Below are 24,145 nucleotides of genomic sequence, written 5' to 3' on the forward strand. Positions count from 1 at the left end.
GTTTACCGCACTACTTTTTTCTGCCTCTTTTTTGGCACTCCCTGCACTGTCCATAGAACTTTAATTCGTGGTCTAACACATGAAATCCCGTGGTATCTTCGATCTTATCTTCCAGATCTTCCAACAGATCATCCTTAAACGGAAGAATCTTACCACATGTTCTGCATATCAGATGGTGATGATGATGTCTTTCTTCTCCATCAAAGAATTCTCCGATTTCATAACGTGCACATCCATCATCAAGACTGATACGATCCACCAATTGCATTTCCAGTAACAACTGCACTGTCCGGTATATAGTTGCCAGCCCAATCTCCGGATAATCTTCTCTTACTAATTCATAAATATCTTCTGCAGTCAGATGCTTATCGCGGTGATCTGCAAGGACCTCCAGTACCAGTATACGCTGGTTGGTAACTTTCAACCCCTTCTCTCTCAGCATTTCTTTAAACTTCTCTTTACTGATAGACATTCCAAACTACCTTTCAATCTCTACATCTTCAAGTAGTTCTTCAAATACTTTCAGAACAGCAGAAAGCTCTACATCATCCTCTACGATCTCGTATACGCTCTCTGACTGGCTCTCTCCTGATGTGTCTTTCAGAATCAGACATTCTGCATCATCTTCTTCCGAATCCGTCACCAGAATATATGACACACCACCAACTTTCGTCTGTTCAAGTACATAAAAATCTACTTCTTCATTCATCTCTTCGGACATGAATTTAATCTTTTCCATCTGCAATCTACCTCTTAATCCAGTGGCGTGTGTGCAAGTGAATCCAGATATCCCTGCAATATAAAAACAGCCGCAATCTTATCAATATATTTCTTACGGTCTTCACGCCTTACCTTATTCTCTATTAAAGTCCGTTCAGCTTCTACCGTGGTCAGACGCTCGTCCCACATCACGACCTCCAGGCCGGTCCGTCTTTTTAACATCTCACCAAATGCCATTGATTTTTCCGCACGATCTCCAATATCATTGTTCATATGCTTCGGAAGTCCGAGGACAATCTTCGTAACCTGATACTCTTCGATCAGTGCTTCGATACGCGCACAGGTCTTTCTGAGCTTGTTCTCGTCCTTTCTGCATATAGTCTCCACTCCCTGAGCAGTAATTCCCAACGGATCACTGACAGCAACACCTACCGTCTTGGATCCATAGTCCAGTCCCATGATTCTCATAGTCATTATTTCCACTCATTATGCTCAATATACGTCTTGAGCATCTCTTCTACCAGTTCATCTCTTTCCATCTTCATGATCAGACTTCTGGCTCCGTTATGGCTTGTGATATAAGTCGGATCGCCGGACATAATGTATCCTACGATCTGATTTACCGGATTATATCCCTTTTCACTCAATGCCTTGTATACGATTTCCAGAATATCTTTTGCACTGATCTGCGGTCCACTTTCCACCTGGAAAAACTGGGTATTTGTCATATTTTTCATGTAATCACGTCCTCCAAAAATATTTCAATTTTATTCTACATGATTAAATCTTAAATTTCAATGCAATATTTGTAATTGGTTTTCAATTTCTACATTTACAAGCTGATTAATAAGATTATTCGGATTTTTTACACCAATTTTCACATATTCCTTTGTGTGACCAATCTGTAATTCTTCTCCGTTGCGTATAATTTTCTCTTCGATCAGAACTTCCTGCGTGGTTCCGATCAGTCTTTCTTCGTATGCGGCCTGTTTTCTATGGCTCAGTTCTATAAGTTCCGCACTTCTTACAGCCTTGATCTGATCCGGGACCTGGTCTTTCATTGCTGCGGCCTTCGTTCCTTCTCTTCTGGAATATTTGAAAATGTGTGTCTCGTAGAAATTCACTTTATCTACAAATGCTTTTGACTCGGCAAATTCTTCTTCCGTTTCTCCCGGGAATCCAACGATCACATCTGTTGTAAGTGCCGGGTTACGGAAATACTTACGGAGCAGCCGGCATTTTTCGTAATACTCTTCTGCAGTGTATCTGCGGTTCATACGCTTCAGTGTTGCATTACATCCGCTCTGCAGTGACAGATGGAAATGCGGACACATCTTCGGAAGCTGCGCGATCGTCTGTACAAATTCCTTCGTGATGATTCTTGGTTCCAGTGATCCGAGGCGGATTCTTTCAATTCCATCTACTTCGTGGATCGCAAGGATCAGGGATAACAGATTGTCATCGCAGTCGATTCCATAGGAACTCAGGTGGATTCCCGTCAGTACCACTTCTTTGTATCCGTTGGCCGCCAATGTCTTTACTTCTTCAAGTACGCTGTCACGGCTTCTGCTTCTTACTCTTCCTCTTGCAAATGGAATAATACAGTAAGAACAGAACTGGTTACATCCATCCTGTACCTTAATATACGCTCTCGTATGCTCTGCTGCCGTGCTTAAATGCAGATCTTCATACGCTTTTTCGTGATTGATATCCAGAATCTCCTGATAGGTCTCTGCCGCTTTTTCCTGTTTTGCCGGTGTTCCGGCCTGGGCATCCTGATTTTTCTCTTTCTCATAATTTTCCAGGATCTCGACAATATTCTGCTTCTTGTTATTTCCGATGACAATATCGATTCCATCCGGGATGTCATCTTTTCTGGCCTGCACGTAACAGCCACAGGCAACGACAATCGAATCCGGATTCATCTTTCTTGCCCTGTGCAGCATCTGTCTGGATTTCCGGTCTGCCATATTTGTCACCGTACAGGTATTGATGATATACACATCTGCACCTTCCTGAAACGGCACGATCTCATATCCGTGCTTTTCCAGCAGTTCCTGCATGGCTTCCGTCTCATACGCATTCACTTTGCACCCGAGATTATGCAATGCTACTTTCTTCATGTATCTGTTCCTTTCTTTTTTACACATTGTTGTAACTTCTAACGAAAATCTTCTGAATTCTTTGGCAATTTGTTTCTTGACTTTTCTTCGTCTGACTCTTAATATATCTATAGAACAAGAAATGAATCAAGGAGGGTATTCCAATGAAAACAGTAAAAATTTCTTTAAATTCAATTGACAAAGTAAAATCATTTGTAAATGACATCACAAAATTTGATTATGATTTTGATCTTGTATCCGGAAGATATGTCATCGATGCGAAATCAATCATGGGAATCTTCAGCTTAGATCTTTCTAAACCGATCGATCTGAACATCCACGCTGATGATAATGTAGATGAGATCATGACTATGTTAAAACCTTATCTTTGTGACTAATCAGTAATCAAAAAGTAAATGATCTACTTAGAGAAAGGGCTGACCTGTTTAAGGGTTCAGCCCTCTTTTTTTATTTTACTTCAATGACCTCAACAGTCTCGATCGCTTGCTTCATCAGCTCATCAATCTTTTCATTCAGGTTCTCTTCCGAACGCCGGATCACATCAATATTTGGCTTTGTTACCGGATGTTTTGCCACGAAGATCGTACAGCAGTCTTCGAATGGCTGGATGGATGTCTCGTAAGTATCGATCTTCTCTGACACATCCACGATCTCCTGCTTGTCAAATCCAATCAGCGGACGGTAAACCGGCATCGTACATACATCATTGGTTGCCGCAAGGCTCTGCATGGTCTGACTTGCCACCTGTCCGATACTCTCACCTGTGATCATACCTAAGCATCCATCTTCTTTTGCAAAATGCTCTGCAATACGCATCATATATCTTCTCATAATGATCGTCAGTTCATCGTGCGGGCACTGGTCATAGATATAAAGCTGGATGTCAGTAAAGTTAACTACGTGAAGCTTGATCGGTCCGGAATATTTTGCTACCTTCTTCGCAAGATCCACAACTTTCTGTTTTGCACGCTCACTTGTATACGGCGGTGCGTGGAAATAGGTTGCTTCAAGACTCACACCACGTTTTGATACCATATATCCTGCAACCGGGCTGTCGATACCGCCGGATAACAGAAGCATCGCCGAACCATTGGTTCCAACCGGCATTCCGCCTGCTCCCGGGATGATCTGTGAATATACGTAAATCTCATTTCTTACTTCTACATTGACCATGACATCCGGATGATGCACATCAACTTTGATTCCGCTCTCCGGAAATGCATACAAAATAGCCTCTCCAAGGTCACGGCTGATCTCCATAGAATTCAATGGGTACGACTTCTTTGCACGTCTGGATTCTACTTTGAATGTGAAGTTCTTATCCGGATACATCTCATCCATATATGCCACAACGTCTTTCTTCAGTTCCTCAAATCCTTTATCCTCCATACGGACAACCGGACAGATTCCGACCAGACCAAATACCTTTTTCAGATGTTCTACCGTCTCATCATAATCATAATCTCCTTCACAGTCCACATAGATTCTCGCCTGTGACTTATGCACATCAAACTGTCCGTCCACATCCTTTAATGCATAGCGCACCTGACGTACCAGTGCATCCTCGAACAGATGACGGTTCTTTCCCTTAATTCCAATCTCTCCATATTTTAATAAAAATGTATGAAATCTCATCTTCTGATTCCTTTCCTGATTTCTTTCTCTTTTATCGTGATCTACTTAATGTCTGGTATATCTTCTAAGCATCGGTACTATATTATATAGTGCATCGAGCGTATAGTCAATCTCTTCCATCGTAGTAAATTCTGACATACTGAACCTGAGGGTCGCATCCAGGAACTCCTGCCTTGCGCCGATTCCCTTTAACACACCGCTGATCTGTGGATGATTGGATGCACATGCCGAACCGGATGATACATAGATTCCCTTATCTTCCAGCGCATGCAGCAATACTTCACTCCGGATACCTGCGATTCCTACACTGATAATATGCGGTGCCGATGTCTCATCATATAATCCGTGGATCGTCGTATTCTCAATCTTTTCCACGCCTTCGATGAAATGCTGCTTTAGCATCCTCATCTTCTCTACCTTCTTATCCAGGTTGTCGTAAATCGTCTTTGCTGCCAGGGAAAGTCCTGCGATTCCCGGTACATTTTCTGTTCCGGAACGCATATCATGCTGCTGGCCGCCTCCATAAACGATCGGACGGATCTTTACATTTTCACCGATGTATAAAGCACCCACACCCTTCGGTCCGTGGATCTTATGACCACTGACGGAACACATATCTACCTTAAGTTTCTTCGGGTAAATCTTATATTTTCCAAATCCCTGTACCGCATCGACATGGAATAAAATATCTTTATTATATGCCTTTACGATACTTGCCGCTTCCTGAATCGGCTGGACAGAACCTACCTCATTATTCACATACATGATCGATACCAGAATCGTATCTTCACACAGTGCTTCCTGCAGTGCATCCAGACGGATCCTTCCATACTGATCTACCGGAAGATAGGTTACACGGAATCCTTCTTCCTCTTCCAGAAAACGCATGGTATTAATGATCGCCGGATGTTCAATAGATGACGTGATCAGGTGGTTGCCTGCACGCTTGTTCGCCCTTGCTGCACCGATCAATGCCATATTGTCACTTTCGGTACCGCCGGAAGTAAAATACACTTCCTTTTCCTGTACTTTCCATAGTCTTGCAAATGTCTCTTTTGCTTCTTTTATATATTTTTCTGCTTCCACACCCTTGTTATGCATGGAAGACGGATTGCCATAGTCTTCACACATAACCTTCTGCACCAGTTCCCCGACGCTTCGATATGCCATGGTGGTCGCCGAATTATCCAGATATACTTCCTTCATTTCTTCACTTCCTGTACTCTTCATTCTTAGTATTAGATTATGTCTCTACCCTTCCAGATGGAACATCAGAACCGAAAGCATTGTAAGTCCGGCCGTCTCTGTCCGTAAGATTCTCTTCCCAAGTGTCAGCGGCTCTGCCCCGGCTTTCACAGCCTGTTCTACTTCTTCTTTCTCAAAGCCGCCTTCCGGTCCGATAAAGATGCCGACCGACTGCCCCGGCCGGATCTCTGCAATGATCTGCTTCGTCTCTTCCATGCCTTCTGCCAGTTCATACGGGATCAGGACAACATCCAGTTCCTCTGCATACTTCAGGGCCTGTGCATAAGTACACACTTCTCCCACTGCCGGGATAATGCCTCTTCCTGCCTGCTTTGCCGCACTGACTGCGATCTGCTGCCAGCGTTCGACCTTCTTTTTTGCTTTCTTTGCATCCAGCTTTACCACTGCACGCTTCGTTGCCACCGGAATCACCTGGTATACACCCAGTTCCACCGCTTTCTGCACGATCAGTTCCATCTTGTCCTGTTTTGGGAGCCCCTGAAACAGATAGATTTTTGACGGAAGTTCGCTCTCATCCTTCTTTTTCTCCAGAATCTTAAGTACCGCCATGTCTTCTTCGTAAGATTCCACCACACACACATAGAGCCACCCGTCACCGTCCCCAATGGTCAGTTCCTCGCCGGTCTTCATACGGAGCACATTCTTCATATGATTGACGTCACTGCCTTCTACATAGATTTTTTCTTCCCTCACCTGTTCCGGTGATACAAAAAAATGCTGCATATCAGATCCTCTAATTCTTTCTTGCTGTTACAGATACCCACTCACCCTGGTGATTGACTTCCAGGACTTCCAGACCTGCCTCCTTCACAGCTTTTACTACCACATCTTCTTTGTCTTCGATGATTCCACTCGTGATATAGATACCGCCTTTTTTCATCTGATGAATGATCACAGGTGTCAGCGGCACCAGTACATCTGCCAGAATATTTGCTGCTACAATATCATATTTTTCATATCCCACCTTGTCCTGTACTGCTTTATCATCAATGATGTTACCGATCATGACTTCATACTGATCTCTGCTGATTCCGTTATTGTCCATATTCTCATATGTTGCATCGATCGCACACGGATCCAGATCCGTTCCTACGGAATGCTTTGCGCCGAACTTCAATGCCAGCATTCCAAGGATTCCGCTTCCACATCCTACATCTAAGATTTCTGTATCCTCTGTCACATATTTCTTAAGCTGACGGATGCAGAGCTGTGTTGTCTCATGCATACCGGTTCCGAATGCTGTACCCGGATCGATATGGATCACCATCTTGTCACTGTCCTTCGCCTCGACATTTTCCCATGAAGGAATGACAAGAATGTCATCAATATAGAACTGATGGAAATACTGTTTCCAGTTATTCACCCAGTCTACATCCTCTGTCTGTGATTCTTCAATCGTACATTCCCCTACATTCAGGTAACTTCTCATCTCTTCCAATTCCTGTCTGACTTTCAGTAACAGTTCCTGTTTGTCTACATCTTCGTCCAGATAGAATGTCAGATATGCACATCCATCATCTTCCGGTATATCCGGCAGGATGTCTACGAACATCTGCTCTTTGTCAGACTGGGTGAGCGGAATCTTGTCCTCGATCTGCACTCCTTCGATTCCAAGATCTGCAAGCATGCTGCTGACGATATCTTCTGCCTCTGTCGTCGTCTTCAGGCGAAACTGATTCCATTTCATATATATTCTCCTTTATGTCATCTTATATTTTTTACGTTCATTCATCGTATATGCTGCTCTTATATGCGTTATATCCGCAATCCTCCCAGTATCCATATACATTGTTTATTCTAACACCTGTGCCGTTTAAAGTAAATGTACTTCTTTTGTTAAAACTCCGTTAAGAAATTAACGTATTCTGTTCAGACCGTGTTAAGAAGCCCGTTCTTCTCTTTCACTGCCTTGCCAAAATGCATACAATGTATCCGGAAGCAAAATTCCATATCATATTTACACAAAAGCTGCCACATTGGGTTCTTTGAGATCTCCCGGCGGCGAACATCAGCAAGGAGGACTTTTTTATGAATATTGGTATTTTAATTCTTATGATCATCGGCGGAGGTGTCGGCGTACTGTCGTCTCTTTATATTGCACTCAGTTTTCCGGCAGTCATTATCTGGAAAATTTTCCGTAAGATCCGCCACGGATATAAACTTACATATTAAATTTTAACCATTATTTTACGGCAGTGTTCAGATCCTGTTCGATCTCATCCATTTCGGACAGGATCTCTTCCTGTTGTTTGTCAAATAACAATTTCTTATTGTACTGATAATACTTGTCGCAGTCATTTTCCTTCAGGAACTGAATACTGTAATAATTCGTGTTAAGCTCTGTCACGAAAGAGACCATCTCCTGACTGTCTCCGAATGCATCTTCCATGAACTCAAATGCGTGTTCCAGCGCAGCAAGTGTATGCTCTGTCAGTTCTTCCCGCCCTGCCACTTCATTGCCAAACAATTCCTTTACACGTTCAAATGCTGCTTCTCCATCCAGATGTTCCTCTTTCGTAAGCTGTTCATAGGATTCCAGCGTATCCAGTACCTGTTTGCGTACATGATCTTCCTGCTTTGTCATCTGCTCTTCTTTCCGGAGTTTTTCGTACTTGTCCCTCGATTCACAGACTACAAGATCGATCTGCAGATTGGATCTTAATAACTTCAGATATTCATATAAGATCGTCACAAACCGGTCTTTCAGAAAATAATCTTTAAAGCAAGTTCCCAGTCTTCCGATCAGCATGTTAACTACACTGAGACGCTCATCAAACGCCGCATACTGCAGTCTTTCCAAAGTGTCCTTTGTATAGACACCTTCGATGATCTTCTCAAGTCCGTAATCTTTCTTGTATTTTCTGTACAGTTCCAGATAATTCGCAAAATCCTTTGCAATCTTCCAGTGCTGAATGTACTGATGAACGACCTCTCTGTCTGCTTTCTTTCCCAGCTTCTCATATGTCTTCAGAAGCTGGGAGAGATCTTCCCATCCTCTGGCCGTTGCAAAGACTCTTCCGTCTACTGTCGTCTCCATGCGATAGAAATAATCTCTGCGGATCTCCAAATATGCAAGGATTGCCGGATGGATATCTGCCTGATATGCGTATTCTTTCCAGACATCATAATTCACATCCACATCGATCTTCTTGATACGATCGAGCGTCACCACATCAAAATCGCGAACCGACTTATTATATTCCGGCGGATTGCCTGCTGCCACGATGATCCAGCCTTCCGGGATCTTCTGATTGCCGAACATCTTACACTGCAAGAACTGCAGCATCGTCGGTGCCAGCGTCTCTGACACACAGTTGATCTCATCGATGAAGAGGATTCCTTCTTTTAATCCGGTCTCTTCCATCTTATCGTATATTGAGGCAATAATCTCACTCATCGTATATTCGGTAACAGAATATTCTTTTCCGCTATATACTTTCTTTTCAATAAATGGCAGTCCCACCGCACTCTGTCTGGTGTGGTGCGTAATCGTATATGCCACAAGCGCCACTTTACACTCTTTGGCCACCTGTTCCATGACCTGAGTCTTTCCGATTCCCGGAGGCCCCATCAAAAGAATCGGTCTCTGTCTGATCTGTGGAATCATATAATCCCCGAACTCATCTTTGGCAAGATATGCCTCAATGGAATCTTTGATTTCTTTCTTTGCTCGCTTTATATCCATTTATTTTCTTTCCTCCATGTATTTCAACATTTCCTTAAAAGTCCTGCCCTTCTTCCAGAATGATCTTGATCGCCCACGGCGGGACATCCACATCTTCATATTCTTCCTCCATGAACACAAATGCCGTCTCATAGACCGGGCGCTTCGCCGGATAGATTCCACGTCCGTCCGTAAAATAGATCATCCCCCGCAGATGTTCAAATGCATGCTGCCGGATCATTTCATCCACATAGGCAAATGCCGGGCGAAAATCCGTTCCGCCTTCGCCTTTTAATTCTAACTTCTCCATATAAGATTTCAATTCTTCCTCACAGGTGATCTTCTGATCCGTCTGGATCTGGTCGTCACACTGGATGATGTGAATATTCACCTTTCTAAAAAAACTGTCGTTCTCACTCAGCACACCGTATGTCTCTTCCAGGAACTTTTTCACCAAATCTCCCGAACACGACATCGACGTGTCGATCACAATCACAAACTCCTCAACTTTTTGAATTTCCTTCCACTCCTGCGGCTCGATCAATGGCATATTGCCGTATAAAGACAATCCATAACTGTAAAAATTATAATCAAACGAATCCGGATCTACCGTCATCTCTTCTTTTAATACGGAAAACTTCCGTAAGAATTCCCGGTAATCCATCCGTTCCCGGTTCTCGACCTTCACCTGATCGATCAGACCACCCGAACTTTCCGATGCCTCTTTGGAAAATGTCTCCATCTCCGTCTCCATACGTTCGCTGATGTCCTGCCACTGATTCTCAATCTGACTCTGCTTTTTCTTATCCACGTCTTTTGGCCAATAGCTGTGATCATCCACACGGAAGTCTGACTCTAACTGTCCAAGTTTCGTTTCCGGGAATTCTTCTTTCTTCAGCACTTCATATACCCGTTCTGCCGTCAGTGTCTTCATTTCCTTCTTCAGCATCCGGTACATCTCTCTTCTCGGAAGAGACCTGGCCTTCATCACACAGCGGTACTGAAGCCCGTCGATGATGGATTCTGCCACAATGTCGCAGGCCAGATGATAAATCCGCTCTTCTCTTCCCTTTCTCCGGAGCATATGCCGGAAGATACCATGCAGTACCAGATGCAGATAGATCCGGTTCACCATAACGCGGTCTTCCCGGAACAATCCCCCCAGATACTGCGGATCATAATAAAGGTACAGTCCATCCGTTCCCATGCCGTCCACACCAGTATCCGGTATAAATGGCATGCACGACAATGCAACGTCCAGGAAACGCATCTTCATATAAAGCTCATTTCTTGCCGTGATCAGGATCTTTCGGCTGACAGACTCCATACGCTCCTGCATGGCAGTTGACTGTGACACAGCCTCTGGTTCTGTTGTTTCTTTCTTTATTTCTTCATTTTTTATACGTCTCTTCGTATCTGCCATATGATTTTCCGCTTTTTCTCCTTACAATTCAAACGTCTTTTTCTTCTTCGGGAACAACTCTTTTCTGACATCCATAAGCACACTCAGACTTTCCGTCCTGTTCCCCTCTGCCGCTACATCCATACCTTTCTGTAAAGACGGTTCACTCCACAGCTTCTTCTGCTCCAGGAACCGGATTCCTTCTATATCTTCTCTCTTTACCAGATACGCTGCCACCGTTTCCATATGCTTCCGTATGTATGTTTTGTAGACATTTTTGTTCTTCTCCGACAATTCCTCCGGGAAACGCAGACGGTCCAGTGCAAGCTCCACCGCCGTCTCTTCTGTATCCTCCGCAACCGTATGATAGAACATCTCATCATATTTCTTATAATCTAATTCCCGGTTATAAAAGCACTGGCGGTAATATCCTCCCGCACCGTGGTGGTGCGTCTCCAAGATTCTTGCCGGCGTATTCTCTACTGCTTCTTCATAGTGTTCCGGGAAAAGGATTCTGGCTTCCCACATCTGTCCATCTGTACAGTTTTTTTCTTCACCTGCATCATATCGCCAACTGTATCCATACAGATTTACACGGATCTGATAGCGCATCTCTTCCACAATGGATTTTAGACAACTTTTCTTCCCCTCACGGAAATAAATCTCTACTTCCGTCAGACGACAACCCGTCAATGCACCTCCACCCATATCGAGCAGTTGATTCCCCAGAATCAGTTTTTTCAGGTTCCTGCACCGGTAGAATGCGTAACGACCGACTTCTTTTAACGCTTCCGGCAGCCAGATCTCTTCCACTTCCAGATTCCTGGCAAATGCATAGTCATCCAGTGCGGTCACAGCTTCGCCTTCTATCTCATCCGGCAGGACCACGTAACTGTCCGTCCCGGAATATTCTGTGATCATCATGCCCTTCGCTGTCTTTTTATACCGGATCTCCGGCGTGATCATATTGTCCTGCTTTTTATTCTTTACCTGTTCATTTATTTTTTCATCCATATTCCATTCATTTCCGTCCATTTTTCTTTCTTCCCTATACTACTATGATTCCCTGCTATTTGCAAGGCAGGTCATAACTTTGCATTCGCTGCATATATATGAACAAATGATTCTTGCGGAGTTCTTATGTCCCGGTTACATAATTACAAACCATTGATCCTCTTATTCTTCTTTTCATTCTGTTTCTTTGCAGGCGGACAGATTGCCCGGATCTTTCCACCTGCGTCTGTCAGAACAGATGATAAAAGTCCATCCGGTAATGTAGCTTCCTCCGGCACAGTTCCGACAGCCTCGACTTCCGGCAATCCCCTCTCCACGATTCTGCCGGCTGCCGAAAACTGGGGTCTCAGCTTTCAGGAGGAAGGCAAAGTTCCTGTCGGTAATGCATCTTTCGATGAGCTTCAGCAATATCACGCCTACTATGCACAAAAGACGGATAAAAAAGTCATCTATCTCACTTTTGACTGCGGCTATGAAAACGGAAATACACCGGCTATCTTGAATGCTTTAAAACAGCACAACGTTCAAGCCACATTTTTTGTTGTCGGAAACTTTCTGCGTGATAATCCGGAGCTGGTAAAGCAGATGTTAAAAGGAGGCCATACCATCGGCAATCATACCTTCCATCACCCCGATATGTCCCAGATTGCAACAAAGGAGACATTTTCCAGAGAACTTAAGAGTGTAGAAGCTCTGTATAAAGATATCACAGGCAAGTCCATGACCCGCTTCTACCGGCCGCCACAGGGAAAATACAGTACTGAAAATCTGCAGATGGCAAAAGACATGGGATATCATACCTTCTTCTGGAGTCTTGCCTACGTTGACTGGCTGGCCGACGCGCAGCCATCCAAAGAAGAAGCCTTTGACAAGCTTCTCGGACGGATCCATCCGGGTGCCATCGTGCTGCTGCATAACACCTCCAGAACCAATAGTGAGATTCTGGATGAGCTGCTTGCAAAATGGGAGGAGATGGGGTATACATTTTCTACACTCAAAAAGCTTGTCAGGAACACATGAAAATAAAAAACGAACCGGTTTGCTTCCATCAATTTCTTTCTGATTTCTGCAAACCGGTTCATTCTATTCATCCTATTTTAATCGAGGTCAATCACATCCATTTTGAATGTATCATCCATCTCCGCATGACTTCTTCTCTTTTCCGGATGATTACTCAAAAGATCTGCTGTCGCATCGAACAGATCGTCATCATCATAACCTGCTCCGAACAGATCATAATCATCATCTTCTGAATAATAGCCTTCGAAGTTGTCAAATGCTTCTTCATCCAGAGGGGTAAAGGCTTCAAAATCATTGGTATCCTCCAAATTGATCTTCTTAACAGGTTTACGGATTGCCGGACCTGTCTCGTCTAAGGCACGGACGCCTTGGGATGGTTTCTTTTCTCTTTCAGGTTCTGTGCGTCTTGCTGGCTTTTTCTGCCTTGCTGATTGTTTCTTAGCAGGCTTGTGCTCCATTGCTTTAGCAATATTCTCTGTCACCCATGGATCCTCATCATCGAAATCATCCTCATAATCTTCAAATTCGTCTTCTCCATAGTCAAATCTTGACGTTTTCTTTACAGCTGCTGGTTTTTTAGCTGTCTTTTTATTTTTCTTCTTCTCTTTATTTACTTTTTTCGCAGCTTTTTTCTGAATCTTCTTCTCTGCTTCTTCCTCATCCATATCAATTCCATATTCGTCATACAGATCATCTAATTCAAGATCTCTATAATGAAGTTTTACAGAAGTAATAATTACTACGATCAGCAGTACTGCAAAAAGAACAAGTGCAATAATTACTACGATATCCAAAAAACTATCTACAAAATTTAAAATTTTTCCCCAGATTCCTTTTCCGTTATTGACAGTAGAATCTGACGCTGAAGATGTTCCTGATGATGGCGAATATTTCTGGTACGTACCATCTGTTGTATCATAACGGTATGTTGTCTTTTCTCCATCCGAATTCATCGCATAGACAATATAATATTCCGCATTCTTTGTATCCTGCCATGTATCAAACTCTTTTCCGTTTAATGTAAGTGATGTCTTCTGATACTGGCTTGGCAATGAGATATTTCCGTCATCAGCCAAAGGAATAATATATCTGCCCTTTGCAACCTCTATTACTTCAAGAGGAGCGAATTTTCCGGTATCACTGTCATACAGATAAAAATCCGCATCTCCTCCGTTTTCAGGTGTAAGATACATTGCAAGTGCACCACTTGATTCCTGCTTAATAATCTGATGATCTGTTCCTTCAAATTTCAACGCATCTCTTACAAAACCATCAGGAATAATCGTATCCGAAAAATCATCTGTTACGATATATTTTGATTTTCCAATCTTAACCTCTGTTCCACCAGCAGCCGAACTGGTATCTTCTTTCTGAATCAGCGATTTATCGCCTTCTGCTATGCTGACAGATGAAGAACCTGACGTAATCTCCAATGCAACTCCATTGCTATCAATTCCATCAACCTTAGCAACTTCTACCGATGTTGTTCCCTCATCCAATGCCTGAAATTTTAAGTTGAATTCCATCGTTGTTCCGGCATTTTCATCATTTCTTGATATTGTAATTGTTCCGTCTCCACCTGTAGCATCATCACCGCTGATGAAGCGCAGCTTTGTTTTATCATAGCTTAATGTTGCCTGAATTGTATTTAACGCTTTCGCAGATGAAACCTTTGCCGTTACATCTACCTCTGCTCCGACACTGGTCTGCGGATCAGAAAATCTGAATTCTGCTGCGGTTGCACTTGCCACACATGTCATTCCAACACACAACATACACATCAAAAGAAATGATACAATTATTTTTTTGACTTTTTTCATGAATAATACCCCTTTTTTTATCTTTATGGTGTTCTACTCTGTGGTACCTTCGCCGCCGGTTGATTCTCCGCCTGTCCCGGTTGAAGTATCTCCCGTTGATGTACCATTTCCTGTCGTTCCTGTACTTCCTGTTGTTCCGCTTCCTGTTCCGGTTGATGTACCACTTCCCGTACTTGTTCCAGTTGTACTTCCCGTTGTCCCTGTACTTCCCGAAGTACCACTGTTACCACTCGTTCCCGATCTGTACGAAGTGCTTCCGGTTGTTCCTGTACTTCCCGAACTATTCTTTGTTGTTCCACTGTTTCCGGAATATGTCTCTTCCGGCTGTTGCATAAACTCCTGCGTTGATTCGTCTGTATCCGCATCTCTGTTTCCGGCTTTTTTCTCTATCTTTGCACTGATATCCGATACTGTGGAAGACACATCATAATTATCACTTTCTCCATAGAAGAAACTATGCAGCTGCTTTACATTACTTTCCATTGTAACCGGAATAACAACGCTTCCTACATTTCCCAATGTATCGGTTGTCTTATCAAATGGGAACCCTGTTGTTTCTCCCAGTTCATAATCAAACGCATCTTTCGCATATTCAAGGATTTCTGTCATTGTGAAGTTTGTCGAAACCTCAGGAAAGACCTTATCAATAATCTTATTCAACTGTGCCGGTGATGCCTTTTGCAGCTTCTCTACAACTTTCTGCAGAACCGCCCGCTGCCTTTCTGCACGTCTGAAATCATCTCCGGCCGTGTATCTGATTCTGGCATATGCAGTTGCCTGCACACCATTCAGAGTCTGTGTTCCCGGTTCTGTAACTCCCGGAGACAGCTTTCCGGTCACCTTCATAATTTCCTGAACATAACCACAGATGTACGGCATTTCATCTTCCTGTACATCGATATCAATTCCGCCCACAGAATCTACAATGTCTATCATCGAGTTGAAATTCACCGTTACATAATGTTCTATATTCATATCCAAATTCTTATTTAACACTGAAAGAGCACCTTCCGGACCGCCATATGAATATGCTGCATTGATTTTATTCAATGTTCCATCTTCCTGCTCTGACAATGTGTCTCTATATATCGATGCAATTTTCACCTTCATTGTCTTCTTATTCAGGCTTGCAATCATTATTGTATCACTTCTGGTTCCTTTATCCAGATCATTGTCTCTTGAATCCACACCAAACAATGCAACGTTCAGATATCCGCTTCCTCTTTTTTTGGCTTCCTTTGAAACGCTTAATTTATCTGTATCTAACTTTACTGTATTGATCTTCGAAAGTTTACTGGCTACAATGACAGCTCCAATCGCTGCTACCGTTACCAATGTTCCTCCAAGAATGGCTCCAATCTTCTTACCCAAAGACCAGGATGCAAATCCCCTTGTTTTCGACCTTCGTCCCCGTCTTTTATATCTTTTTTTATCTTTTGCCATTACTTTTTATATCCTTTCTTCAGCCGTAGCTTATCATATCATATCTATATTACCTTAAAATATGACAAACTTCAATCAAAAATAAAGCTTTTCGTCTACTTTTCCCAGTAACCCGGACTCATCGAACACCATTTAACGACTTTATCCGGCAATTTTTTATACATTTTCCCCATCCGGTAACCAATATACTTACAACCACTTTGATAAACCAGTTTTGGAACCATATATATTTTCCGCTGTTTTACCAAATGAGCGGCTGTCTGTTTCACCAATTTTATTCCTTCGCTTTCAGACTTTATACCCTCAAATACTTCCGGATGTTCTGCCTGTGACACAGCCATATCAAAATTGCGGTGAAACTGCTGCATCCCTGTATAATTATGCGAGTGAATCACTCTCGCTTCAGCCACATAAGCGACCTTATATCCGGCATTTATCATATGACCGGCCAATATCATATCCTCATTAAATATTGTTTTCTTGCAGAATCCACCTGCTTTTTCATAAATATTCCGTTTATATGCCGCACAAACGTTAGAACAGAAGAATGTTTTAATGCCCATTTCCTGTAAATCTTCCTTGCTTTTTATCCGGCTGTTTTCCGGGTAATTGAATTTTCTGGTATATTTTTCTATATAATTACAATTAGATGCTGCAAGCTGACGTGCATACGCCGCCCCGGTCATTTCATCTTCTTCCAGTACTTTCACCAGATTTCCAATCACATATTCATCTGCTGGCACTGCATCCTGTGTCATAAATACAACAATTTCCGCCTTTGACATCTGCATTCCCATATCCCGTGTTGCGCCATGATCAAATTCCCGGCGTTCTATATGGGATACTTTTACCTTTTCCATCTGCTCTACTTCTTTCGGAAACCTTCCGGCCTTTGTATTGATCACAAAAATAGTGCCGATCGGATATTTCTGTTCCTGAAGTTTTTTTACAAGTCTGCTAAAATTTTCATCTGGTCTGTATGATGGTATCACCACATCTACAGAAGTCTGATCGTTATTCATCTTTTCTTTTTCATCCTCTATTTCTTATCATATCCTACATAGCAATAAATCATCCCTGTAATGATCAGCCAGAACCATGTCGCAGGACTGCTGAACCATGTTGTAAAAAATGCAAGAGCCAGATACACTGCAATCTGTCCATAAAAAAGATATACAACCGGGTTATCACTTTTTTTAATAATATCAATAATGACCTTTGCCACAACACCAATAAGCAAAGCTATCACAAATACTCCAATGACTCCAAAATCATAATAAGCATCATAAAACATTGTAAACGTTGTCAATTCGGTACTGGTCAGATAGACCGTTGCCGGAACCAGATTTGGCATTACAAATTTCAATCCCGTTAATGACACAAACGGGAATAACATCCGCAGGCCATAAGAAAATTTCGGCAGATTTTTCACCAGACAGTCAAAATTATCGTAGTTATTGGCAATATAGATATACGGCTGGGTCAGAAACACCGGCATATGTGTATATTTCATTTTAAATACATTGTTCAAATATATCGCATCCCGCTTCTGTGACAATGTAATCACCACATACGCTGCACAAACCACAAGGCCAAGAAGAACCAAGGTACTTTTCCGCATATTTTTATTTACCAGTATATAAATGACTGCTGCCACACCTATTTCAAACAGAAACTGAAATCTCGATACATAGAGAAACGGAACTGCAAATGCCACTATATTTGCAATAATGATTGCTCCATTACGCCACTTACTTTCCTCAGAATCGATTTTTTTCCAAAGCACCGTAAGTCCCGGTATCAGGATACAACTGATTGCACAATAATGAAGATAATGTAAAGCCGACATTCTGAAATAAGAATACGAATAAGGTTCGTCTGAAAAAACCGGAATATAACCGATCCGGATAATTTCGATTACAAAACATCCGGCCGACACAACCAGCAGCAACATAATACATCGAAAAAGCCTGTTTGCCTTTTTTTTATTTTTTTCAGGTTCTTTTCCCTCTACCCTGCTATACTTTCTTCCCCATTCATATCCTATTCCAAAAGCTATATATATCACAAAAAAGCTCAACCAGGTTATATAGCTCCATGTATCCTGTAATGTACTGAGTTTCAGACAGCTGATTCCCTGGCCCCCTACCCAGGCAAGTGTAAACAGAGCCCTCAGTTCCACAAAGCTTCCACTTTCCCTTACCCAGTGAACATACAAATAAACAGCTTCCACAATCAGAATAATTCCCGAAGCATAATACCATTTTGCCAGTGACGCTATGTAACTGACAAAAAAGCTCAGCATATAAGTTCCATATTCTAAAATAATTTTATTCCGTTCCCTCATTCAGACTGTCTCCTTTAAACGTAGACTCCATTGCATCTGTATTATCTGCTGTTATATCCGTCAGATAAACAATGTCACTGTCAATCTCTTTTACTTTGTCTGATGCCTCATAAGAATCATCATTAAACAGTTCCTGATGTAATTGCTTTACATTCTGTTCCAAACCGATTGGAATGACAAAAGATACACCGCTATGATTCTTCACTGTTTCACTGGTTGTTACCTGATATGGGAATCCATTTGTTGACACCAGATTATAATTCAGTGCATTCGCTGCAAATCCCAGAATCTGTTTTGAAGAAAAACTTGTCGAAATCATCGGAAATACTTCATTTACTATTTTATTTAAAGTAATGAAATTCGCTTTCTGTGCTTTCTTTGCAACCTTTTCTAATACAATTCTCTGTCTCTGTGCACGTTTGAAGTCATTACCACTTGTATAACGGATTCTTGCATATGCCACACCATGAATACCGTCCAGATGCTGTGTACCGGCTTTTTCTTCTATATCCGACCAATGTTCGCCAATCACTCTTGCCGTCTCGGCACCATACAGATTGCACCAGTGTGCTTCTTCTTTCGTCATTTTAATATCAATCCCACCCAGAGCATCAATCACTTTTACAAGCGCATTAAAATTCACACTGACATAATTCTTAATATCAAGATCAAAGTTGCGGTTCAGAAGACTGATTGCCTCTTCCGGACCGCCTGTATTATATGCTGAGTTCGCTTTATTATAGCGTCCATTCTTTTGCTGCAGCAACGTATCCCTGTATACCGACACAAGCTTCACGTCACTTGTCTTATTATTGATACTTGCGATCATAATACAGTCACTTTGTACACCGCCATCCAATTCATTATTTCTCGAATCTAATCCAAACAATGCAATGTTCGTATACTCTCCTGTATCCTTATAAACTTCCAGATTTTTTTTATTCAACACATTATAATCCAGTTTCCCGAGTTTGAATATTCCGTAAGCAGCTACTAATAAAGCAGCCAGAATTATAATTTCAACTGTTAGTAAAATAATTCTTTTCCTTTTTCTTTTGCGCAATTTTTTTTGTCGTTCTTCTCTTAATTGTCTTTTTGTCTTGCGTCTTTTCTTTGCCATTGTCGTCTCCTTTAGAAGCTAATAAGCATTCTTATTAATAAAACCTTTGAAAAATGTCAGAAATAATATTTTTATATCAAATCCCAATGTCCAATTTTCAATATAATATAAATCATACTCGATTCTCTTTTGAATCGATGTATCACCACGTAGTCCATTCACCTGTGCCCATCCGGTAAGTCCCGGCCGCACCTGATGTTTGATCATATATCTTGGGATCTCTTCTTTGAATTTTTCTACAAACTGAGGCCTTTCCGGTCTCGGGCCGATCAGACTCATATCCCCTTTCAGGATATTGATCAGCTGCGGTAATTCGTCAATGCTTGTTTTTCTTATAAACTTTCCTACCGGCGTAACACGCGGATCGTTCTTTACCGTCCATCCATTCTTTTCTTTTGATGCATCCTGTACAACCATAGACCGGAATTTATACATATAGAATGGTTTATTCTGCAGACCGATCCTTTCCTGTTTGAAGATCAGTGGTCCCGGAGATGTCACTTTTATAATAATTGTTATTACCAGCATGACCGGTGAAAATAATGTAAGCGCAACCAATGCTCCAAAAATATCCATTGCCCTTTTTACAAATGCATTCAGCATATTGCTAAGCGGCACTCTTCTTATATTAATTACCGGAAGTCCTACCAAATCTTCCGTATATGGTTTTGTCGGAATGATATTATTATAATCCGGTATAAACTTTGTATGGACACCAGATTTTTCACACATACCTACAATCTTTTCTAATTTATGATATTCTGCCAACCCGAGAGTGATTGCTATCTCATCCAGTTTATTTTCCGGAAGAACAATCATAAGATTATCGATTCTTCCAAGTACCCTAATTCCTTTATACTCTGTTCCTCTTGGTACATTATCCGCAAGAATTCCTCTCACGATATATCCCCATTCCGGATTTGCTTTAATTCTGTCAATATACTGTTCCGCCGCACGGCTATATCCGATCAGCAGAATGTGCTTCTGGTTATATCCCTGCTTCCGCATATCCCGCAGCACTTCACGGATAATATTTCTTACAACAACCTCTAAAAATACATTCACCAGGAAAAATACAAAAATCATTCCCCTTGAAAAATCAGGCTGCTTCCACACATATAACAGTAAAATAAATGCCATCAGACCAATTACATTCGCCTGAATGATATGCCATGCTTCCAGTCTGCGTCCCTGCACACGTTTTGGTGTATATAACTGGAATCCATAATATAAGACCAGATATCCCGGCACAATTATAATCAACACTTTTGCATATTCCTGCAATGATAAAAACCATGGATCCAATTCAAAAATCCCGCTTTTAAATCTCAGGTACCACGATGCAATATATGAAAATACAATTACGACTGCATCTATTACTACATGTAATCTGTTTAATAACTTTTGATTATCCTTTATCAATGTTCCTCACCCATATTTATCTAATTTTACATTACGTTTTATCTTACAATAATTTTTTCCTTACGGCAACCCATTATACCACAGTTTTTCTTAATACTTTATTAATAATTTTGAAATATATTTAAAAAATTATTTTACCCAATCTTCATATAGCACCCTCTTCTTTTTTTTGCTATAATAGACACAAAGCAGAAAATAGAGATCGGAGTATTTCTCAAACTATGAAAGTAACAATTATCATCCCAAACTATAACGGGAAACATTTTATGGAGCCCTGCCTCCAGTCATTATCAGAACAGACCTGCAGGGATTTCAAAGTATTAGTGGTTGACAACGCATCTTCTGATGGAAGTCTGGAATATATGAGTGAGCACTACCCAGATATAGAAGTTATCTCCTTAAAGAAAAATTACGGTTTCAGTAAAGCGGTCAATGTCGGAATCGAACATTCCACTACACCTTATGTGATATTGCTCAATAATGATACGACCGTTGATACACACTATGTAGAAGAAATGATCAAAGCGATTGAAAAATCTCCGCGCATCTTTTCTGTCAGCAGTAAGATGATCCAGATGTATCATCCAGAACTGATCGACAGCGCCGGTGATCTTTATACCTTAATGGGTTGGGGCGTGTGCCGCGGAACCGGACGTCCTGTCTCCAATTACACAAAAGCAGATCAGATATTTACCGCATGCGCCGGGGCAGCCATCTACCGTCGAAATGCTTTTTCAAAAATCGGCTTATTTGATGAAAACCATTTTGCATACCTTGAAGATATCGATGTCGGATACCGTGCCAAAATTTACGGCTACAAAAATACATACTGTCCCACAGCACTTGTCTACCATGTAGGAAGCGGTACAAGCGGTTCAAAATATAACTCTTTCAAGGTTAAATTATCTGCCCGCAACAATATTTACCTGAATTACAAAAACATGCCTTTCTTACAGCTGGTTTTGAACTTTATTCCTCTTTTTCTCGGCTGTGTTGTCAAATATCTGTTTTTCATGCATAAGGGGTTCGGTAAAGACTATGCCTGCGGAATAAAAGAAGGGCTTTCCCATGCCCGGGAACAGAAAAAAGTTGCTTTTAAGCTGCGGCACCTGCCTAACTATATTTTGATCGAGTTTGAACTGATTCTTCATACTCTTTCTTATGCCAGAGACTGGTTTAGACGAAAATTATTCAAAAAATAGAAAAAAACAGGAACCGTATCATTTTACTTTTGATACGGTTCCTGCTTTTTATTAAAATACATATTGATCATCAATAATCCGATCATCTGAAATCCATTCTGTAGTCCGAGAAATGCAGGATTAAATGCAGGTCTTATCACAAACCAGCCCAGTCCAATCAAAGTAAATACTTTAATGACCCAGATATTTTTTCTGGCATACTTTACGATTTTTCTTATGTATATCAGGAGAACTCCTCCGACAAAAACTACAAATCCTAAAATTCCCATCTGGTAACAAAATGACAGATATTCTATTTCATATGAAAACGGTATCGATCCGCTTCTTGTATAATCACTTATGTAACTTCCAAATCCATGCCCGAATACCGGTGACTCCTTCACTCCGTTTATCAGTTCTCTCATTTGTATCTGCCTGACATCATCTGATTCCGCAGCAAATGAAGAAAAGAACCGGAATTCTATCATTTGTATCACAGGCTTCAACCATAATACCGACGAAGCAAGCACCAGAATCAACCCGATGCATCTTACCTTCTTCGGAATTTTTTTCCAATAATATAACACTGCAACAAACGCAAAGCAGCAGAATTCAACCATCAAAACTCTCGAAAATACAATCAATGTATAAATCCCGCTCAATATAAACAGCAGACTTCTGATGCTTTTTTTATATTTCTCCATCATCCAGTAAAACGGCATCAGTGTTACAACTATAATATCGGATGAAGTCTGCACACGGATCAGCAATAATCTGCCCAAATGCATTGTCATCGTCGATGCTTCCGTTCCAAACATGTTTAGATAAAATTCTATTACAGCCTCATATTCTATCAACTTACATACAAAGACGATTTCTATGATTATTTTTCCCAGAATCTTCAAAAGCATCATATAAAGGATACATTCTACAATCTTTTCCGGTTCAGCCAATTCATATCTGACCAGAAAATACAATTCTACAAACACAATTACCGAGATATAAAATAATCCCGTAAATTTTATGCTCCATTCATTTCCAAGAATGTAACTGACTATACATGCCAACAATCCCAAAACACCTAAAGTAATCTCCAGCTTCGCACTTTTTATAATCTCAAGGCTTTTTCTTTGTAAAACCAGGCATATTCCTCCTAGAATAATCAACAGGCATACCAATATTTTCTGAATTGGTATGCCCTTCATTACTCCCGTTGGAAGTGCATAACTTATGATGCACAGATAAATCACAACATTCAGTAATTTTGATAACTTATTCATAGTTTATCCTAAAAATGGAACGTATCTTTCAGTCCAACCCACAGCTGATCCTTATCACTTAAGTTCAGTGCAGTGCCGTCTTCCAGCGCATAACCTTCCCCGGATGCTGTTCCTTTATACTCTCCTGTCAGTGTCGGCCACTCAATACCGATCTCAGGATCGTTCCATGCAAGACCACCTTCGTCTCCCGGATGATAGAAGTCTGTACACTTGTAGCAGAACTCGGCAAGATCACTTAATACCAGGAAGCCGTGTGCGAATCCTTCCGGAATATAGAACTGTTTCTTATTTTCTTCTGTCAGTTCTACACCGAACCATTTTCCGTATGTCTCACTGTCACTTCTTAAGTCTACTGCCACGTCAAATACAGAACCTTTTACGACACGTACCAGTTTTCCCTGTGGAAATTCTTTCTGGAAATGTAATCCTCTTAAGACTCCCTTTGTAGAACTTGACTGGTTGTCCTGAACGAACTGCATTGTAAGTCCTGCTTCTTCCATATCTTTCTGGTTATATGTCTCCATAAAGTATCCTCTTGCGTCACCATGTACTGTTGGTTCAATTACACAGAGTCCCTGGATACCGCCTGCGTTTTTTTCTACTTTAATCTGTCCCATTATTACGTCTCCTTATTGTTTTAAATGATTTATACGTGAGTTAATCCCAGCCACGTCATGTGGCTGAGATT

At 41.4% G+C, this 24,145-nt stretch carries 24 protein-coding genes; 4 read left to right on the forward strand and 20 right to left on the reverse strand.

What is annotated here, in order from left to right; translation table 11 throughout:
• Positions 1 to 10: 10 nt before the first annotated feature.
• From OCV72_RS02070 to mtaB, 5 genes are read right to left on the reverse strand one after another with little or no spacing between them, the layout of a single operon-like run.
• Positions 11 to 472 (reverse strand): Fur family transcriptional regulator, encoded by a 462-nt coding sequence (locus OCV72_RS02070; protein ID WP_055281561.1) that lies wholly within the window; start codon positions 470 to 472, stop codon positions 11 to 13.
• Between the two features lie 6 nt (positions 473 to 478).
• Positions 479 to 739 carry a DUF1292 domain-containing protein gene (locus OCV72_RS02075; protein ID WP_028086992.1) on the reverse strand — a complete coding sequence of 87 codons (261 nt, stop codon included), beginning with the start codon at positions 737 to 739 and terminating at the stop codon, positions 479 to 481.
• Between the two features lie 14 nt (positions 740 to 753).
• Complete coding sequence (gene ruvX / locus OCV72_RS02080; protein ID WP_028086993.1) at positions 754 to 1,188, reverse strand: Holliday junction resolvase RuvX; 435 nt, start codon at positions 1,186 to 1,188, stop codon at positions 754 to 756.
• A gap of 5 nt (positions 1,189 to 1,193) precedes the next feature.
• Positions 1,194 to 1,457 (reverse strand): IreB family regulatory phosphoprotein, encoded by a 264-nt coding sequence (locus OCV72_RS02085; protein ID WP_055281563.1) that lies wholly within the window; start codon positions 1,455 to 1,457, stop codon positions 1,194 to 1,196.
• 57 nt (positions 1,458 to 1,514) lie between these two features.
• Positions 1,515 to 2,843, reverse strand: a complete 1,329-nt coding sequence (mtaB, locus tag OCV72_RS02090) for a tRNA (N(6)-L-threonylcarbamoyladenosine(37)-C(2))-methylthiotransferase MtaB (protein WP_055281746.1) — start codon at positions 2,841 to 2,843, stop codon at positions 1,515 to 1,517.
• 143 nt (positions 2,844 to 2,986) lie between these two features.
• Here mtaB and OCV72_RS02095 point away from each other — a divergent pair, with 143 nt between their 5' ends.
• Positions 2,987 to 3,220: an HPr family phosphocarrier protein gene (locus tag OCV72_RS02095; protein ID WP_055281565.1), complete on the forward strand. Its 234-nt coding sequence runs from the start codon at positions 2,987 to 2,989 to the stop codon at positions 3,218 to 3,220.
• A 70-nt stretch (positions 3,221 to 3,290) separates the two neighbouring features.
• On the opposite strand, the gene thiI is transcribed toward OCV72_RS02095, so the two are convergent.
• Genes thiI through prmA form a run of 4 tightly spaced genes read right to left on the reverse strand, consistent with a single transcriptional unit; the run spans position 3,291 to position 7,431 of the window.
• Positions 3,291 to 4,478 carry a tRNA uracil 4-sulfurtransferase ThiI gene (thiI, locus tag OCV72_RS02100; RefSeq protein ID WP_028086996.1) on the reverse strand — a complete coding sequence of 396 codons (1,188 nt, stop codon included), beginning with the start codon at positions 4,476 to 4,478 and terminating at the stop codon, positions 3,291 to 3,293.
• Between the two features lie 45 nt (positions 4,479 to 4,523).
• Complete coding sequence (locus OCV72_RS02105; RefSeq protein WP_055281567.1) at positions 4,524 to 5,684, reverse strand: cysteine desulfurase family protein; 1,161 nt, start codon at positions 5,682 to 5,684, stop codon at positions 4,524 to 4,526.
• Between the two features lie 45 nt (positions 5,685 to 5,729).
• Positions 5,730 to 6,467, reverse strand: coding sequence for a 16S rRNA (uracil(1498)-N(3))-methyltransferase (locus OCV72_RS02110; RefSeq protein ID WP_055281569.1), 738 nt, complete (start codon positions 6,465 to 6,467; stop codon positions 5,730 to 5,732).
• A gap of 10 nt (positions 6,468 to 6,477) precedes the next feature.
• Positions 6,478 to 7,431 (reverse strand): 50S ribosomal protein L11 methyltransferase, encoded by a 954-nt coding sequence (gene prmA, locus OCV72_RS02115; protein WP_055281570.1) that lies wholly within the window; start codon positions 7,429 to 7,431, stop codon positions 6,478 to 6,480.
• Positions 7,432 to 7,772: 341 nt separating this feature from the next.
• Between prmA and OCV72_RS02120 the strand changes: the two genes are divergently transcribed.
• Complete coding sequence (locus OCV72_RS02120; protein ID WP_171029315.1) at positions 7,773 to 7,916, forward strand: hypothetical protein; 144 nt, start codon at positions 7,773 to 7,775, stop codon at positions 7,914 to 7,916.
• 10 nt (positions 7,917 to 7,926) lie between these two features.
• Here the strand turns inward: OCV72_RS02120 and OCV72_RS02125 are convergent, their stop codons facing one another.
• The 3 genes from OCV72_RS02125 to OCV72_RS02135 all read right to left on the reverse strand — a co-directional run bounded on the left by OCV72_RS02125 (position 7,927) and on the right by OCV72_RS02135 (position 11,845).
• On the reverse strand, positions 7,927 to 9,429 hold the full coding sequence (locus OCV72_RS02125) for an ATP-binding protein (protein ID WP_055281572.1): 1,503 nt from the start codon (positions 9,427 to 9,429) through the stop codon (positions 7,927 to 7,929).
• 34 nt (positions 9,430 to 9,463) lie between these two features.
• The gene (locus OCV72_RS02130) at positions 9,464 to 10,747 is read right to left on the reverse strand and encodes a vWA domain-containing protein (RefSeq protein WP_055281748.1); all 1,284 of its coding nucleotides are present in this window, start codon (positions 10,745 to 10,747) and stop codon (positions 9,464 to 9,466) included.
• A 105-nt stretch (positions 10,748 to 10,852) separates the two neighbouring features.
• A complete protein-coding gene (locus OCV72_RS02135; protein ID WP_242859188.1) occupies positions 10,853 to 11,845 on the reverse strand; it encodes a leucine-rich repeat protein in 993 nt (330 codons plus the stop codon).
• Positions 11,846 to 11,950: 105 nt separating this feature from the next.
• Between OCV72_RS02135 and OCV72_RS02140 the strand changes: the two genes are divergently transcribed.
• Positions 11,951 to 12,844: a polysaccharide deacetylase family protein gene (locus OCV72_RS02140; RefSeq protein WP_055281574.1), complete on the forward strand. Its 894-nt coding sequence runs from the start codon at positions 11,951 to 11,953 to the stop codon at positions 12,842 to 12,844.
• Positions 12,845 to 12,921: 77 nt separating this feature from the next.
• Here the strand turns inward: OCV72_RS02140 and OCV72_RS02145 are convergent, their stop codons facing one another.
• The 6 genes from OCV72_RS02145 to OCV72_RS02170 form a co-directional block, all read right to left on the reverse strand.
• Complete coding sequence (locus OCV72_RS02145) at positions 12,922 to 14,664, reverse strand: cohesin domain-containing protein (protein WP_055281576.1); 1,743 nt, start codon at positions 14,662 to 14,664, stop codon at positions 12,922 to 12,924.
• A 33-nt stretch (positions 14,665 to 14,697) separates the two neighbouring features.
• A complete protein-coding gene (locus OCV72_RS02150) occupies positions 14,698 to 16,107 on the reverse strand; it encodes an LCP family protein (RefSeq protein WP_055281578.1) in 1,410 nt (469 codons plus the stop codon).
• 95 nt (positions 16,108 to 16,202) lie between these two features.
• Positions 16,203 to 17,129 carry a glycosyltransferase family 2 protein gene (locus OCV72_RS02155; RefSeq protein ID WP_055281580.1) on the reverse strand — a complete coding sequence of 309 codons (927 nt, stop codon included), beginning with the start codon at positions 17,127 to 17,129 and terminating at the stop codon, positions 16,203 to 16,205.
• Between the two features lie 17 nt (positions 17,130 to 17,146).
• Positions 17,147 to 18,454 carry an O-antigen polymerase gene (locus OCV72_RS02160; RefSeq protein WP_055281583.1) on the reverse strand — a complete coding sequence of 436 codons (1,308 nt, stop codon included), beginning with the start codon at positions 18,452 to 18,454 and terminating at the stop codon, positions 17,147 to 17,149.
• A complete protein-coding gene (locus OCV72_RS02165; protein WP_055281585.1) occupies positions 18,438 to 19,574 on the reverse strand; it encodes an LCP family protein in 1,137 nt (378 codons plus the stop codon). Before OCV72_RS02165 ends, OCV72_RS02160 begins: the two co-directional genes overlap by 17 nt.
• Positions 19,575 to 19,592: 18 nt before the next feature.
• Positions 19,593 to 20,996 (reverse strand): undecaprenyl-phosphate glucose phosphotransferase, encoded by a 1,404-nt coding sequence (locus OCV72_RS02170; protein ID WP_055281587.1) that lies wholly within the window; start codon positions 20,994 to 20,996, stop codon positions 19,593 to 19,595.
• Between the two features lie 221 nt (positions 20,997 to 21,217).
• On the opposite strand from OCV72_RS02170, the gene OCV72_RS02175 reads away from it, so the two are divergent.
• Entirely contained in the window at positions 21,218 to 22,198 is a 981-nt protein-coding gene (locus OCV72_RS02175; protein ID WP_055281588.1) for a glycosyltransferase family 2 protein, read from the forward strand.
• A 23-nt stretch (positions 22,199 to 22,221) separates the two neighbouring features.
• Here OCV72_RS02175 and OCV72_RS02180 read toward each other — a convergent pair whose 3' ends face one another.
• A complete protein-coding gene (locus OCV72_RS02180; RefSeq protein ID WP_055281590.1) occupies positions 22,222 to 23,457 on the reverse strand; it encodes an O-antigen ligase family protein in 1,236 nt (411 codons plus the stop codon).
• A gap of 8 nt (positions 23,458 to 23,465) precedes the next feature.
• Positions 23,466 to 24,074 (reverse strand): dTDP-4-dehydrorhamnose 3,5-epimerase, encoded by a 609-nt coding sequence (rfbC, locus tag OCV72_RS02185; protein WP_028087012.1) that lies wholly within the window; start codon positions 24,072 to 24,074, stop codon positions 23,466 to 23,468.
• Between the last annotated feature and the right edge of the window lie 71 nt (positions 24,075 to 24,145).

The organism is Dorea amylophila (assembly GCF_025567265.1).
In the GTDB taxonomy this organism is placed as follows: Bacteria; Bacillota; Clostridia; order Lachnospirales; family Lachnospiraceae; genus Dorea_A; species Dorea_A amylophila.